The organism is Colwellia psychrerythraea (assembly GCF_000764225.1).
In the GTDB taxonomy this organism is placed as follows: domain Bacteria; phylum Pseudomonadota; class Gammaproteobacteria; order Enterobacterales; family Alteromonadaceae; genus Colwellia; species Colwellia psychrerythraea_D.
In genome coordinates, this window is record NZ_JQED01000015.1 from 135,192 (window position 1) to 149,783 (window position 14,592).

16 protein-coding genes are annotated in these 14,592 nt (G+C 37.1%); 7 read left to right on the forward strand and 9 right to left on the reverse strand.

Annotation, left to right across the window (positions count from 1 at the left end; translation table 11 throughout):
- Positions 1–77: 77 nt before the first annotated feature.
- The 3 genes from ND2E_RS13920 to ND2E_RS13910 form a co-directional block, all read right to left on the reverse strand.
- Positions 78–932 carry a response regulator gene (locus tag ND2E_RS13920; RefSeq protein ID WP_033093255.1) on the reverse strand — a complete coding sequence of 285 codons (855 nt, stop codon included), beginning with the start codon at positions 930–932 and terminating at the stop codon, positions 78–80.
- Positions 933–1,311: 379 nt separating this feature from the next.
- The gene (locus tag ND2E_RS13915) at positions 1,312–1,911 is read right to left on the reverse strand and encodes a YceI family protein (RefSeq protein ID WP_033093256.1); all 600 of its coding nucleotides are present in this window, start codon (positions 1,909–1,911) and stop codon (positions 1,312–1,314) included.
- 153 nt (positions 1,912–2,064) lie between these two features.
- The gene (locus ND2E_RS13910) at positions 2,065–2,634 is read right to left on the reverse strand and encodes a cytochrome b (protein WP_190277817.1); all 570 of its coding nucleotides are present in this window, start codon (positions 2,632–2,634) and stop codon (positions 2,065–2,067) included.
- A gap of 175 nt (positions 2,635–2,809) precedes the next feature.
- Between ND2E_RS13910 and ND2E_RS13905 the strand changes: the two genes are divergently transcribed.
- The gene (locus ND2E_RS13905) at positions 2,810–3,733 is read left to right on the forward strand and encodes a LysR family transcriptional regulator (RefSeq protein WP_033093257.1); all 924 of its coding nucleotides are present in this window, start codon (positions 2,810–2,812) and stop codon (positions 3,731–3,733) included.
- A 55-nt stretch (positions 3,734–3,788) separates the two neighbouring features.
- Here ND2E_RS13905 and ND2E_RS13900 read toward each other — a convergent pair whose 3' ends face one another.
- A complete protein-coding gene (locus ND2E_RS13900) occupies positions 3,789–4,976 on the reverse strand; it encodes an MFS transporter (RefSeq protein ID WP_033093258.1) in 1,188 nt (395 codons plus the stop codon).
- Between the two features lie 199 nt (positions 4,977–5,175).
- On the opposite strand from ND2E_RS13900, the gene ND2E_RS13895 reads away from it, so the two are divergent.
- The gene (locus ND2E_RS13895) at positions 5,176–5,982 is read left to right on the forward strand and encodes an AraC family transcriptional regulator (protein ID WP_033093259.1); all 807 of its coding nucleotides are present in this window, start codon (positions 5,176–5,178) and stop codon (positions 5,980–5,982) included.
- 149 nt (positions 5,983–6,131) lie between these two features.
- Here the strand turns inward: ND2E_RS13895 and ND2E_RS13890 are convergent, their stop codons facing one another.
- On the reverse strand, positions 6,132–7,823 hold the full coding sequence (locus tag ND2E_RS13890; protein ID WP_033093260.1) for a hypothetical protein: 1,692 nt from the start codon (positions 7,821–7,823) through the stop codon (positions 6,132–6,134).
- Positions 7,824–8,149: 326 nt separating this feature from the next.
- On the opposite strand from ND2E_RS13890, the gene ND2E_RS13880 reads away from it, so the two are divergent.
- The 3 genes from ND2E_RS13880 (at position 8,150) to ND2E_RS13870 (ending at position 10,212) form a co-directional block, all read left to right on the forward strand.
- Entirely contained in the window at positions 8,150–9,121 is a 972-nt protein-coding gene (locus ND2E_RS13880; RefSeq protein ID WP_033093262.1) for a LysR family transcriptional regulator, read from the forward strand.
- Between the two features lie 314 nt (positions 9,122–9,435).
- Entirely contained in the window at positions 9,436–9,807 is a 372-nt protein-coding gene (locus ND2E_RS13875) for a hypothetical protein (protein WP_033093263.1), read from the forward strand.
- A 66-nt stretch (positions 9,808–9,873) separates the two neighbouring features.
- Positions 9,874–10,212 carry a DUF805 domain-containing protein gene (locus ND2E_RS13870; RefSeq protein ID WP_033093264.1) on the forward strand — a complete coding sequence of 113 codons (339 nt, stop codon included), beginning with the start codon at positions 9,874–9,876 and terminating at the stop codon, positions 10,210–10,212.
- Between the two features lie 69 nt (positions 10,213–10,281).
- On the opposite strand, the gene ND2E_RS13865 is transcribed toward ND2E_RS13870, so the two are convergent.
- From ND2E_RS13865 to ND2E_RS13850, 4 genes are all read right to left on the reverse strand, one after another.
- Positions 10,282–10,683: a YkgJ family cysteine cluster protein gene (locus ND2E_RS13865; protein WP_033093265.1), complete on the reverse strand. Its 402-nt coding sequence runs from the start codon at positions 10,681–10,683 to the stop codon at positions 10,282–10,284.
- Between the two features lie 127 nt (positions 10,684–10,810).
- A complete protein-coding gene (locus ND2E_RS13860) occupies positions 10,811–11,752 on the reverse strand; it encodes a sensor histidine kinase (RefSeq protein ID WP_033093266.1) in 942 nt (313 codons plus the stop codon).
- Entirely contained in the window at positions 11,745–12,299 is a 555-nt protein-coding gene (locus tag ND2E_RS13855) for a heme NO-binding domain-containing protein (protein WP_033093267.1), read from the reverse strand. The genes ND2E_RS13860 and ND2E_RS13855 overlap by 8 nt, the downstream gene beginning before the upstream one ends.
- Before the next feature lie 102 nt (positions 12,300–12,401).
- Positions 12,402–13,325, reverse strand: a complete 924-nt coding sequence (locus ND2E_RS13850; RefSeq protein WP_033093268.1) for a LysR family transcriptional regulator — start codon at positions 13,323–13,325, stop codon at positions 12,402–12,404.
- A gap of 186 nt (positions 13,326–13,511) precedes the next feature.
- Between ND2E_RS13850 and ND2E_RS13845 the strand changes: the two genes are divergently transcribed.
- Entirely contained in the window at positions 13,512–14,219 is a 708-nt protein-coding gene (locus tag ND2E_RS13845; protein WP_033093269.1) for a pirin family protein, read from the forward strand.
- Between the two features lie 88 nt (positions 14,220–14,307).
- Positions 14,308–14,547 (forward strand): hypothetical protein, encoded by a 240-nt coding sequence (locus tag ND2E_RS13840; RefSeq protein ID WP_033093270.1) that lies wholly within the window; start codon positions 14,308–14,310, stop codon positions 14,545–14,547.
- Positions 14,548–14,592: the final 45 nt, after the last annotated feature.

Here is a 14,592-nt window from a genome sequence, read left to right on the forward strand (position 1 = left end):
CAATATCATTGATAGTAGGTGCTTATTAAAAAAGAACATTTACCGCTCTTTTTTAATAGGAAAAAACATTGAATGCACTACAAGTTGACCACCAGTCTATTTAATACAATTTTTCCAGTACTTATTGATGCAGCTAAAGAATGTTCAGCATTGACTATCAAGTCATCATTGAGAGTGCCCTCTAAGTTGGCAATGCCTAAACTAGGCAGAGTTAGATAAGGGCTCTTTTTGGCTAACCAAGTAATCCGCTTCGCGAGTAAAATAGCATCATCGGCACTCGTTTCGATTAATAAAATGGCAAAAGTATTTTCGCCCCACTTTATTAATAGGTCTGATGATCTGCGCTTTAATAAGGTGCTCATTTCTGTGTCTTTATTTAAAAAAGATGATTTCCTACCGATTATTTCCATCTTTATCATCAGCAAACTTAAGGAGTGCTGAAATCGTTGTGCGCGTGATATTTCATAATCTAGCCAATACTCTATAAATTGATGTTTAGTTAAAATACCATCATATTCAATATAAGCTGTCGTCTTGTTTGCGCTTTGATTAAATAAACTATTTTCAATACGAATAAGCAAAGTTTTTATGTCAAAAGGTTTGATAATATAGTCATCTGCGCCAGAGAGTAAACCTGCACCTTCCTCAGATATTTCACACGTTAACATCATGATTTTCGTTGCAGAAAACTTGTTATCATTTCTTAAAATACGGCAAGCTTTTAAACCATCCATTATCGGCATGCGCATATCCATAATAATTAAATCAGGAAGAAAACTGTTTGCCGAAGCAATTGCTTCTTTACCATTGCTCGCCTCACTAATAGAGACTCTATTTTCTTCTCTATTAAATTGGCGATGTATGCCTCTTTTTAATGCCTGTCGAACACCTTTTTCATCATCAACTATAAGAACACTTTTTTCTTTTAACATCCGCTTCCTCCTGCTGGAAAATATAAAAGGAAATAGCTAAATTGAGTTCTCGCTTGTAAATTCAAAGCGAGTAAGCCTTGAATAACAGCTAAAATGCAATTGATATACCAAGGTATACAGGTAAGCTTGAAAATTTATTTAGCCCTTTATTTATCGACGTTATGCTATTACTCAGTTTATATAAGGAAGTTCAACGGTGAAGATGATATTTTCAATTTGAGATAGCTTTTGCAAAAAACATTGCAAGAGAAAAAAGCTAAAGTGACAATAATTTTAAAGTTCTTTTTAATCTAAAGCGACTGCAAAAGGGATTATATAAGCAATTAAAAAAGCCAGCGATTTGCTGGCTCCGAGCGAGTGAGCATAAGAAAAGACAGGACTAAATTCTTACACCTTCAATATGTAATGCCATTTCAACATGTGTTGAGGCTGGACCTAAATTATAGCTAATACCATAATCAGCTAACTTAAAGCTGGTGGTACCAGAGAAACCAGCACGATAACCACCCCAAGGATCTTGTCCTTCACCTATTTTTACAACAGGAAATGAAATAGTTTTAGTTACGCCTTTCAAGGTAAACTCACCGGTAACAATAGCATTTTCATCGTCACTAAATTTAATATTTTTGCTTACAAACGTTGCTTTAGGGAATTTACTAACGTTTAGAAAGTCTTTACCTTTAAGGTGCTTATCACGCTCTGCATGGTTTGAATCAATACTTTTTGTGTCTATTTCAATATTGATATTTGCATTGTTTGGTAACTTATCATCATAAGAGAAATCGCCATCAAAGGTATTAAAACGACCAAGCAACCAGCTATAACCAAGATGTTTGATTTTAAATTGCACAAAAGCATGTGCCCCTTTTACGTCAACTTTATAATCGGCGGCAAGTACTGTAGTCGGCGCTAAAGTGGCCAATAGCGAGCTTGCTAAAAATGTGCTTGCTAGCGTCGTAGTCATTAATGTTTTTTTCATGTGATGTTCCTTGTCTATTCTTAATTTAAAAGGGCTGTAGTGTAAATCAACAGTAAATGAATTAATTTACCGCTATAGATAAGTTAATTTGTTCTTTATTTATTGATTCAATTCAATATTATTCAGGTATTTCTAAGTCTTTATCTAATCTAATTATTTTCTCGGAAGTATTTTAACCATACGTACTAAGGTATTATTTTTATTAATAAAGTGATGTTTAAGTGCTGCAAGTGCGTGGCCAGCACTGAGCACAATTAAGCTCCATGCTAAAACTTCATGAACAAAACCAGTAAGATCTTCTTGGTTAGCAAACTCAATGGGCAATGCGGGAATCGATACTAAACCAAAAACATCAATTGCTCTGCCATCGGCTGTTGAGATCAAAAAGCCACTCATCATCAAAACGACCATCAAGCAATATAGTGCTATGTGTGCGTAGTGTGCAGCTTTCACTTCAATTTTACTCGCAGAATTATCAGCACTTTTTGGCGTAGCATTAACCATGCGCCAAACGATTCTTAGCATCAATGCAACAAAAAGCGTCATACCTATATTTTTATGTAAATCTAACGAGCCTTTATACCAGGCGTCGTAGTATGTTAATTCAACCATATAGAGACCTAAGCCAAATAAGGAAAATATACTTATCGCCATAAGCCAATGAAACATTATGGCAATGAGGCCATAGCTGTCTTCGGTATTTTTTAATATATTATTATTCATGATGTAATCTATCTATTAGTCAGCATATTAATCAAAGTGCTAACAAAACCTTTGTAAGTAGTTAAGGCCACTATATCGAACTCCCCCCTATTAAAAAACATCAATAAATGCGAAACTATTGTGCATATATGCACAACTCAACAACTTTTATATAGTGTAAATAACCAGGTGTAACATGAAAGATATCTCGTGGGATGATTATAAAATTGCGTATCAAGTCGCTATCGACGGCAGCTTAAGTCAAGCAGGCGTGTCCCTTAGAATAAATCATGCCACCGTATTAAGACGTATCAATCAATTAGAACAAGCACTTGAAGTTAAGCTTTTTATTCGCCATCAACGAGGGTACAAACTTACCGATGCTGGCTGTGTTTTAATGGACGAAATGCCCGAAGTGCTGGCGAGATTTTCCAGTTTAGAAAATAAACTTCAAAATGTAGAGGGTGATATTAGTGGTGAATTAAGAATTACCACCGTCAGCTCATTCTCTCCGGTGATCACTCCCGCATTAAAAGCTTTTCGAACAAAGTACCCTAAAATACGGCTTAAACTTATTTCCACTGATGACATTGTACCACTCGACTCAGGTGCTGCGCATGTGTCTTTACGCGCGGGTCCAAGTCCTGTTGGCGTTGATCTTGTTGTTAAAAACCTAATCCAACTGCAAACAGCATATCATGCAACACAAGAATATATTGATGAATTCGGTCAGCCTAAAAGCATCCATGAATTTAACGATCATCATTGGGTATTACCGACACCTGAAAAATATCGAATTCCTTTTGTTAATTATATTGTCGATAAAATTGATAAAAACAGAATAGTTTTTCAAAGTAATAACTTCTCAGATATACACGACGCAGTAATTACAGGTATGGGTATTGGACCTTTGAGCGATCATCAAGCGAGTCTAAATCCATCAATGGTTAAAATAGATTTAGACATTCCCAATACCGGTGAGTCAATCTGGTTCGTGTACCATAAAGATTTAAAACATAGTGTCCGCATTCAAAGTTTTTATCATTTTTTAAAAGCGGCCTTGTCAGATATAAAACAAGAACATTTACCCGCGAAAAATAAAGTAGCTAGCAATACCTAGCACTCTTAGCAACCGATAATAGTTTTAACTGGTTAGCTTTCTAGACAGCGTTTGTTCAAGCACTTTGTTTAGTATCAACAAACCTGCTTGCTATTAAAGACAGTAACGCGATAAATGCGCCCGCATAAAAAACTAACGAATGATCATAAAGCCAAATTAAACCGAAAGTCGCAGGGATCACAACAGCAGCAATATGATTAATACTAAAGCTTACCCCGGCACTTGAAGCAATATCTTTCGGGTCTGCAATTTTTTGAAAATAGGTTTTTAAAGCAATAGCCATGGCGAAAAATAAATGGTCGATCACATAAAGCGCTGCAGCCATATTAGCCGACTCAACCAATGCATAACCAACAAAAACAGTAATCAAGCCAATATACTCTAGCGCCAGCGCTTTACGCTCCCCTACTTTTGCAATCCAAACTCCTATTTTGGGTGCTAAAAAGAAGTTAACAACATGATTAATCATATACAAAACAGTGATTTGTTGAACACTGTAGCCGAATTTTTCAACCATAAGAAAACCAGCAAAAACAACAAATATTTGTCTACGTGCTCCCGATAAAAAGGTCAGTAAATAATACAAACTATAACGTTTTCTTAAAATTATTTTTTTATGTTGTGGATGCTCTATAGGAAAGTTAGGCATTGTAAATGCTAGCCATAACGTCAGTAATAAACCACTTAAACCAAAAAATAAATACATCACTTGATAATTAGCGGAGAAAACACTGAACCCCAGCCAAATCAAAGCATAACAAGTTAATGAAGCTGCAGATTTTATTGACATCAATTGACCAAGCTTGGCCGCAGCCTCATCTTTTTTAAACCATTGCAAGCTTAATGAGGTATTTAATGTTTCGTAATAATGAAAACCAATAGACATCAATACCGTTGTTGCGTATAGGCCGTAAATGCTGGGAAATAGCCCTGTAGCAGCAACGCCTATGGATAATAAACACAAAGCGATTAAAGCAAAGACTTGTTCGGAAAATACCAGTAAGACAAAAATAGCAGTGAAAGCTAAGAAGCCAGGGATTTCTCTTAAAGACTGCAACATACCTATTTCAGCCCCGGTAAACGCGGCTTGCTCAATAACAAAGTTATTGAGCATCGCCATCCAGCCGGCAAAAGTTACTGACATGACAATGCTGGCAATCGCTAAAAAAACAAAAGGGCTATGCCATGTATTACCCTGCTCAGCTAAAACGGATGTTGCTTTTTCTGCGGTTACTTTTTCCATTGAATCTATTGCCTTAAATTAACTAACGCTCAGTTACTGATATTCAATCACTCGATGAAGTAGTTCACATGCAGTAATTCGACTTTTTAACTCCATTTAAGTTAAAAAGTGTCACTACCTAAGTATTTTTAATACGCTCAACTTGTGTCACTACACCGACCATTATATGATGCTTTCAGCATGACCAAAAGTGACAATTATGACAGTTAGTTTATCAATTCAGACAAAAAGCACGTGGCATCAAGAAAGTCCTAGCAGGCTTTACCCAAGTTTGCCTCGCTCTGTATTACCTTTATCGGCAGAATTTAAGCCGATGACACAGATTATTAGCCACTCTCATCCATGGTCGCAACTATCTTATTCCTGTGTTGGTGTTATGCATATTGAAACTGATGCAGGTGTATTTGTTATTCCGCCAGAGCAAGCATTGTGGCTCCCACCTGGTATGGCGCATCAACACTTTTGTAAAAACAAGGTCAGTTACCGTAGTTTATATATCGACCCAGTGTTAAGTGAAGCATTAGGTAATGAAGTACGTCCGTTAACGGTAGATCCTTTATTAAAATCATTGATATTAGAGATTTCAAACTGGCCTGAAGACTATAAAGAAACAGCAGAAACACAACGTTTCCTGCTAGTATTATTAGATCGCTTAGCGATGGCAAAAAGTCATCAACTTTTTATGCCAACCATTCAAGATAAAAGACTTTTGCCTATCATTGAAACTTTAAACCAAGAACCCGCCAATAAACTTACCGTTGAGCAATGGGCTCAAAAAGTAGGTGCATCAAGTCGCACCTTAAATAGGTTATTTAATCAAAATTATGGTATGGGTTTTAGTCGATGGAAGCAAAAACTGAGAATACTTAAATCATTAGAATTACTTAACAGCAATTCGCAACTTGTTGATATCGCTTTTGAGTTGGGTTATGAATCGACATCGGCTTTTATAACTGCTTTTAAGAAACATTTAGGTTGCTCACCTAAAAAGTACCTTGCTACATAATCGACCAAGAGGAGAATTAAAAGAAAGAAAAAATTAAGCTGGTCGGCTCTCCCCATTTATCTAGAGATTTTAGTAAAAAAAAGCCCTGCATTTTGAACAGGGCTTTGGAGTAAGTTTACTCAATGATAACGATTAAATTATCACAAATATTATTGTTGTAATCTTTTGGTTAATGCTTGAGCTAAATCATTCTCAATTGTCTCAAGTTCATCCTCAAAGAAAAACTTGTCAGTATCAAATGGTTTGAGTAATTTTACATCGTTAGTAGTTTCATCATATTTTGCTAAAAATACTTTATCCATCCATTTCATGTTTCGCCCTTCGGTAAACATCAATGCAAAGGCTCTTTCTCCACCAACCTCACACTCGCCCATAATCGAAATCTTACCCGCTGAAGTCGTCATAGAGAGATGGCGTGATGGGCGATTTATTGATGGTAACTCACGGTATATTTTATCAAATATTTGACTAACGGCACTTAGCGGCGCGGTAAAGTAATGATGTTCACCTGTTGGTCTAGCACAATACATAGAATGAAAGCTGATGAGCATGGTTGCTAAGATATTAGATAAATCAATCCAGTTTTGCGCACTGCGATCTATATCGATAGAGCCGTCTTCATGCTCGAATAAACTGATATGATTCATCATAGGGCTTTGACTTCGAATAACCACACCATGGCGTTGCAAGCGACGAATAGCAGCAATCGTTGTAGGATTTAATAATTCACGTGGTGTAGAAAAATGCGCCATCCATGCCAGTTGAATACCATTTTCATGTAACTTATCAAATACCGCTAACATGTTATCGTATTTACTACTTAGAATCATTTCCGGCTGGAAAGTTAAGGCACGCGTAGCAAGGCGAACTGTTTTAATGTGCAATAAATCTCTATCTTCCATTAATGGCGTAACATATTGTTCAAAACGACTAGCCGGCATATAACCGCCGTCACCACCAGTAATTAACATATCAGTGACTTCTTTATGCACTTTTAAGTAACGATGAATTTGATCAATTTCTTTTTGGATAAACATATCTTCATCACCACGAACTTGTGCATGACGGAAACAGTAAGTACAAAATGAAAAACAGTTTTGGGTGGTTTTATCAAAAATCAACTGACACTGTGGGTATTTATGCTGACTACCATCAAGAAACTCTATTTCACCTTGCTCATTTTCAAACCAAGGTTTATTGAGTTGCTGGTTGCCATCATGCGGGCTGGTTCTTTCTTGATACTGGGCAACTATTATTTTTTTCTCGGCCACACTTGCCGCTAAATATTCATCAACGGTTTCTTGGTTAATCATATTTGGTTGTGGCATCACTAATTGAAAGACAGAGTCTTCATAAAAGTTAGTCCAGTCAATGCTATTTAAACTGTGTTTGGTGGCTAAAAAGCGGTACACCTCGATGAAAAGTTCACGCTCTTCAATATCGCCAATATCAATATTATTCGCTTCAAGAATTTCAACAACACGGCGAAAGCCTGAAAGCCCAGTGTATTGATCTTTCTCATCAAACATATGGGGTTCTTTATCTAACAGACCCGAGTGTTGAGGATAAGACGCATGTAAACGGCTCAGTAAACCTGGTGACAGTAGTTTTTCATCTTTTATAGTTTGGCGAACATCATCACTGTAGTGATATACATCCATCATGTCATTTATGTCGACTTCACTTACATCACTAATCCCTCTTTTTCGAACATGAACATTACCATCTAGCACTAAACTATTAGGCTGACAGTCACTGGGGTTAAGCTCTTTTGGATCGAGTAAAGCCACATCAATATGTTGCGCTTTATTGGCTGAATCTTTAGAGGTGGAATTAGTCATAACAAGGCTCTCTTGTGCAAACTCAATATATTAATGAGTTGACACTTTTGTTTAAAGTTATTGAAAATATGAGTACAAAATTAACTATTTTATGCGCTAATTTTCAAAGAAAGCATCACATGAATCAAACGAGTAAAAATCACCAAGTCATGAGCTTTGGTAATAACCTTAATAAAAAAGTGTCTTTCGAGAACTTTTTTGATGTTAAGTAATAAACTGAACCTTTCTCTTAGATATACTGGCAAGCATGTAACGCGGGCTTATTAATGACCGTCAGCTTATTAATTATTACTTCAATACCTATTACACAATGAATTACTTAGCCAATGACCTCACTGCCTACTGAAAGTCCACAATCAAAAAAGCTACTACCCAGTACCAGTATGTTGGCTGCCTTTGATGCTGCAGCAAGAACAGGCAGCTTTACTGCCGCAGCAAAAGAGCTAGCATTAACGCAAGGGGCGATTAGCCGCCAAGTGAATGCGCTAGAGCTGCAAATAAGTGTGAATTTGTTTCACCGTCATAAACAGAATATATCACTCACCGAAGCAGGGAAAACTTACGCTAAAGAAGTCAATTCAGCGTTAAGTCATATACGTTCTGCTACATTAAACCTCATGACCAATCCCGAAGGTGGCATACTTAATATTGCAATATTACCCATGTTTGGTTCTCGCTGGTTAATGCCGAGACTAGCCGATTTTTTAGCAAAACATCCTCGCGTAACTATCAACACGGTATGCAAACTTTCACAATTTGATTTTTCTCACGAGGATATTCATTGCGCCATTCATTTTGGTAAAGCTGACTGGTCAAAAGCCAATTGCACTTTTTTAATGGCCGAAGAAAGTGTTCCTGTGTGCTCACCTAAGTTATTCGAACAAGCCCAATTGGCAAAAACCGATAATGTTTGTGCCAGTCTAATTCATTTACCGCTTTTGCATATAACAACTAGGCCTAATGCATGGCCGCGCTGGTTTGATGAGCATAAAGTTAGCTCACTAACCAAAGAGCAAACAAAGAAAAAAACACTACAAGATATGCATTTTGAACAATTCTCCATTGCGACTAATGCTGCAGTGGCAGGACTAGGCGTAGCACTATTACCAAAATTTTTAGTTGAAAGTGAATTACAACGAGGTGAGTTGCAGGTAATTTGTAACAAAGCCCAACGCACCGATAATGGCTACTACTTAGTTACCCCTAATGACAAGCTTAGCTATGCTCCTATGATTGCTTTTACCCGATGGTTATCAGAAGTGATTAACAGTGAAAAGCCTCATCTACTTACTAAATAAAAATCTTTGTTGAGCTAATAACAATTGAATTTATTTTCAGATAAATTCAACATAATGCTTTTTTAATTATATTGATATTTCAACTAATTAAGGTGGATTAAAGTTCATTCGCAGACTATAACTATTTAACTTTTGCTATCAGAAGCTGTTCAATTATAATCAGTAGTAATCAAAATATAAATTTTCTATAGCGATAAAAACCAAACTAGCGAATTGAACCAGACTTGTAAAAGTTGGCTATACTCCGCTAGGCCTCACATGTTGAAAACTATTACTTGCCTCTCAATATGGCAAACAGTTACTAGGAGCCATCAATGAAATCAATATTTTTTATTTTACTTTGTTTCATAACTAGCAGTATCCATGCAGAAGAGCCTGAGCATGGTTTTGTTAATAAAAGCGACTCAGGGGTGCTTCAGGCTTGGAATGCCGACAAAAATGAGTGGAATGATATTGATGCCTTTTGGCATGATTTTGCTCAGAACAATCAGGCAAAGTCATGGGGCATTACCGATACATACCCCCAATATGACGAGGTAAATGAATTTGATACGCTTGTCATCAAGTTAAAACAAGGCACCTGTTTGATGCAGTTTTATCATGCCCGTTGGAGACGTGCCAATGACGTTCAACGTTGGCACGATGCCTTTAATGAGTATAGTGCTTGCCCTTATGTCTTTGATTAACTAGAGTATCGATGCAAACTATCACGTTTTAGTTTAAATATAATAAACAATAAGGAGAGTCCAATAATGGATTATTTTATAGGCGCACTAAAAAAATATGCTGACTTTACTGGCAGAGCTCGTAGAAAAGAATACTGGATGTTCATACTTATTTATATAATTATCAATGTTGTTTTAGGGATTCTTGGTTTGGAAGTTATTTCCGCATTGGTAGGTCTTGGACTATTAATTCCCAGTATCAGTATCGCGGCACGAAGATTACATGATACAGGCCGTTCAGGTTGGTGGCAGTTAATAGTATTAGTTCCTGTCATCGGTATTATTGTGCTTATCGTATTCTTAGCGCAAGATGGACATGATACAAATGATTATGGCGTTAATCCTAAATCTGGTGCAACCGCATAACACCTATTAGCTCAGCAATGCAGAAGTTATCGCCGCGTTGCTGGGTTGAGAAAAATAACTGGCGACTGCTTAAGTAAAACTTGCTGGACGACTACCTTCCATTAAACTATCTAATTTCACTTGTGCTTTTTTGGGGTTAGTTATATCTATGACTTCAATCATTTCACATTCATCTCTAATCATTTCAGCAATAAGGCTAGGATAATGACGACAATCTTCAGGTCTGTCTAAGTATATACTGCAGGTATACATGTTTTTCTCGAGTGGACTTTTCTTCACGGCAATCTCGAGAAAGGGGCAACTTGTTTGCTTTTTTCCTGTTTCAGGATCAAACCATATCTCGTTGTTTTTTACGTACTTGAATATATCAGGGTTAAATATCTCCCACAGGTCAATTTCTTCTTTGGTGGCACTAAGGTCTTCTCCCCCGTACTTGATACAACATTTTCCGCATTGATTACAGTCTTTCATAGTTCGCTATATAACTCATTAAATACAAAAGTATTATAACCCCGTTAGCAGTCGAAGTGCACATTGGGTAGTGTTTGAATCATGAAAGCTAGCTCATTTGAAGCTTAGGCAATGATTGAATTAACCACTAATAAGGTAAATAAATAGTAAAGGTAGTGCCTTCATTTTCCTGACTTGTTACCTCTAGTTTACCTTCATGTTTTTCGATGATGCCAAAAGAGACGGATAAACCTAACCCTGTGCCAACACCAATAGGTTTAGTGGTAAAAAAAGGATCGAAAATTTTATTGATTATATCCTGAGGTATACCTACACCATGATCACTGATTTCAATCGTTAAGTATCCCTTTCCCTCTTTTTTTACGATACCAGTAGAAATGTCTAACACACCTTTATCTTTTGTTGCATGAGCCGCGTTGATAAATAAATTCAACAGCACTTGATTTATTTCACCTGGATGGCAATAAACTTTAGGTAACGGTTTAAAATGCTTACTCACTGTTAAACAATATTTCAGTTCATTCCAAACAACTTTAAGCGACTCATCAATAAGTGCGTTAATATCACAAGGCTCTTTTTCAAAAGTACCTGAGTGACTTACTTTGTTCAAATTGCTAACTATTTCTTTAACTCGATTTAAGCCTTTATCTGTTTCAGCTAACATCGATTTTATATCGCCTTTTATATAATCAATGTCTTCTTGTTCCCTCAATTGTTGATATGCTTGTGCAATATCTTGTGATGCTAAGGAAGGTAAGTGAGCTATCATGAGTTCATCTAGCATTAAAAAAGAGTCGAAATACTCAGACAACATAGATAAATTACTGATTGAGTATCCTATTGGATTGTTTATTTCATGAGCAACGCCTGCAGCAAGTTGGCCTATTGAGGCCATTTTTTCAGATTGTATGAGCTGTTGCTGAGTTGTTCTTAATTCTTTGACAGTAGACTCGAGCTGAATGCAGTTGTCGTAAAGACTACGCGTTTTATCATTTAATAACTGCTCAGCAAGTAATCTCGCCTGCCTCTCTCGCTCGTAGGCAATTCTATAGGGATCTGGGTTATTCATTGTAACCTTCAAAGCTTACGACTAATTTACAGCGCGAAGCACCCTGGTGCATACATTCAGGATGGTCGATTGATACTTTTTCATTGAACTGATCAGCGGCCCCCAGAATTAGTCCAATACTCACATGACATAATTTACGCTTAGAGCTGTAATACATTATGAGAGTCTTATCATCTACCGTCTCATACTCAAAAGTAGGTAAATAAGCTTTAGGGTGAAGGCGTTTTACTTCGACATGAATAAGGTTGTCTATAGCCAGCAAGAAACTTTTTAAGCTATCGATTGTGGAGATGTCTACTGGGCTTGTATCATATAATTTTTTAAATAAATAACGACCAAACTTTTCGATTAATACTTCAATTTCAATACCAGTTTTAGTCGATAGAGCAACCACCATATTAATCAATTCGCTATCTAGATATTGCTCGCCACTTGTATATATTCCGTGTGATGGAGGGTTGGTTTGCTCAATTAACTCATTCCACTGCTCCATGCCCATTTGCTCAACAATCATATCTGAAAATGCTGTATATATAGATCCTTGCATACTATCTCCATTATTTTTATATAATACGAATGATATTAACTCAGTTTAGTACTTAATTGATTAAACCCATAACTAATATAAAAATCAATAGATAAGGTCGCTTTACTGTAAGACTTCACTATAAAGCTTGCTAACAAAATCAATAAAAGCTCTAACTTTAGGTATTTTGGCTCGATGTTTTGGGTAAAGGGCATACACATCAACTTTGGCCATGCCCCAATCGGGCAGAATATTAACTAATTGTCCTGCTGCTACTTCTTGTCGACACATATAATCGGGGAGCACAGCAATGCCCACCCCATCAACAATACTTTGTTTAAGTATGGAGAAATCATCAACTAATAAGCGAGGCTGACAGTGCACCGTGATGCCTTCACTTGTTGCTGAGAGTAAATTGAGTTTGAAGTCATTATTTTCTGGAAAACTGCCTGAATTATTAAGTGGGTTCATGATTAACAGCTGATGCTCAGATAAATTCTCGACCCTACCTGGATTACCTTGTTTGGCTAAATAACTTGGGCTGGAGAATATTTTTCGGCTAACTGTGCCTAATTTTTTTGCCATTAGCATAGAATCTTTTAACTGCCCAATGCGAATGACTACATCAAAGCCCTCTTCAATAAAATCTACCCGCCTATTAACGATATTGAGTTGTACTTTAAGATCAGGGTACTGGTGCATAAACCTGCTTATGGCCGGTCTTAAAATTTGTTGGCCCGTCGCAACAGATGCTCCAATTTTTAAATCACCAGCATAACTGTGAAAAAGCTCACATACTGAGGCTGTCGCTAAATCGAGTTCTGTGTGTATGCGTTTACAGTGTGCTAAATAACGTCGCCCCGCCTCAGTTAAATGCTGAGATCGTGTGGACCGCTCGAGTAAAATAACATTAAGGTTTTTCTCTAAACGCGATACTTTTCGACTGACGTTAGCTTTAGGCATTCCAAGTCTGTCTGCAGCAAGAGTAAAACTCCCCGCTTCTATAACCGCTAAAAAGATCATCATGTCATTTAAATCATGTTTCATAACATTCCTTAATCCATAGAGACTTAGATAAGCCCACATTGATAAGGCTCAAACAGACCTATCAATACGCAAGCATTGTTGTTGATAATGAAATTATCATATCAATAAAGCGGTATTTATCAAACAATGCATAACACTTAACATTGTACTCACTGAAACAACTTATCTCATGACTAGGAGCAGAGCATGCAAGTACTTAGCAAAAAATCACTACCATTAGGCGGTTTTGCCGGCCTAACCGAACATCGTTTAGTAACGGATCGTCGTGTTTTTGGCTCACGCAAAGCCCCTAATACTTTTGATGGTATTGGCAATTTTGTTTATTTAGCTGACGCACAGTTTAACCCTCGCGGTGAGACTCACATGCACCCTCACAAAGAGATTGATGTGATTTCGATCATGCTGTCGGGTCGAGTAAGCCACGAAGGCTCTTTAGAGCATGGACAAAGTTTAATAGCGGGTGAAGTACAAGTGCAGCGTGCTGGTGGTGAAGGGTTCTCACACAACGAGATAAATCCTGACAGCACTAAAAACCGCATGCTGCAATTATGGGTATTACCTGAAGTGGCAGGAGAGCCAGCGGGTTATAAGCATTACCCATTAAAGGCAAATGGTATCAACCGTATTTATGGCGGTAAAAAATCAGCTGGCCAAAAGAATCAAAATGAAACGTTTTCGAGTAAAACAACCATAGATATCGTGCGCTTAACTGCGGGTGAAAATATAAATTTTAATGAAGAGATTCTTGCCTATGTCAGTATGGGCACAGCGGACTTCACAGATGAAAACAATCACTTTAGTGCCGAAGAAGGTGATTTAATTCGTAGCTATAAAACCGATATTTTAGCCACTAGCGAGGTAGAAATAGTCGTGGTGGGTGAAAATCAGCCATAAGACATAATAGTGGGATACTGGATGATGGTTCACTATCGGTCAATATGCAGTAGCTAACAGTGTTTAATTATAATATTTGGAGTTATGTATGAAACCACCTAACAAACACTTGCTTGCAGTGATTAATTATATCACGCTAGTGCCTTTAGTATATTTTATTCCTACCTGGATTAGCCCTTATCTTCCCAATAGCAAACTACTGCAAGTTTCTATTGTCGTCGCTATTATCGTGCCGATTATTTCTTATATTGTGATGCCTATGACTGTGAAAATATTAGTAAGAAAAAAGTCTGAGCACTGTGGTCCGAAAAGCTATACCACAAGTTAACATTCAACATGCTCGTACAGCATGACTTCACCTCTAAGACAAATC

Bases quoted from the DNA above. Each gene is read 5' to 3' on its own strand.
- ND2E_RS13920 (WP_033093255.1), bottom strand. From the start codon at position 932: ATGTTAAAAGAAAAAAGTGTTCTTATAGTTGATGATGAAAAAGGTGTT.
- ND2E_RS13915 (WP_033093256.1), bottom strand. From the start codon at position 1,911: ATGAAAAAAACATTAATGACTACGACGCTAGCAAGCACATTTTTAGCA.
- ND2E_RS13910 (WP_190277817.1), bottom strand. From the start codon at position 2,634: ATGAATAATAATATATTAAAAAATACCGAAGACAGCTATGGCCTCATT.
- ND2E_RS13905 (WP_033093257.1), top strand. From the start codon at position 2,810: ATGAAAGATATCTCGTGGGATGATTATAAAATTGCGTATCAAGTCGCT.
- ND2E_RS13900 (WP_033093258.1), bottom strand. From the start codon at position 4,976: ATGGAAAAAGTAACCGCAGAAAAAGCAACATCCGTTTTAGCTGAGCAG.
- ND2E_RS13895 (WP_033093259.1), top strand. From the start codon at position 5,176: ATGACAGTTAGTTTATCAATTCAGACAAAAAGCACGTGGCATCAAGAA.
- ND2E_RS13890 (WP_033093260.1), bottom strand. From the start codon at position 7,823: ATGACTAATTCCACCTCTAAAGATTCAGCCAATAAAGCGCAACATATT.
- ND2E_RS13880 (WP_033093262.1), top strand. From the start codon at position 8,150: ATGACCTCACTGCCTACTGAAAGTCCACAATCAAAAAAGCTACTACCC.
- ND2E_RS13875 (WP_033093263.1), top strand. From the start codon at position 9,436: ATGAAATCAATATTTTTTATTTTACTTTGTTTCATAACTAGCAGTATC.
- ND2E_RS13870 (WP_033093264.1), top strand. From the start codon at position 9,874: ATGGATTATTTTATAGGCGCACTAAAAAAATATGCTGACTTTACTGGC.
- ND2E_RS13865 (WP_033093265.1), bottom strand. From the start codon at position 10,683: ATGAAAGACTGTAATCAATGCGGAAAATGTTGTATCAAGTACGGGGGA.
- ND2E_RS13860 (WP_033093266.1), bottom strand. From the start codon at position 11,752: ATGAATAACCCAGATCCCTATAGAATTGCCTACGAGCGAGAGAGGCAG.
- ND2E_RS13855 (WP_033093267.1), bottom strand. From the start codon at position 12,299: ATGCAAGGATCTATATATACAGCATTTTCAGATATGATTGTTGAGCAA.
- ND2E_RS13850 (WP_033093268.1), bottom strand. From the start codon at position 13,325: ATGAAACATGATTTAAATGACATGATGATCTTTTTAGCGGTTATAGAA.
- ND2E_RS13845 (WP_033093269.1), top strand. From the start codon at position 13,512: ATGCAAGTACTTAGCAAAAAATCACTACCATTAGGCGGTTTTGCCGGC.
- ND2E_RS13840 (WP_033093270.1), top strand. From the start codon at position 14,308: ATGAAACCACCTAACAAACACTTGCTTGCAGTGATTAATTATATCACG.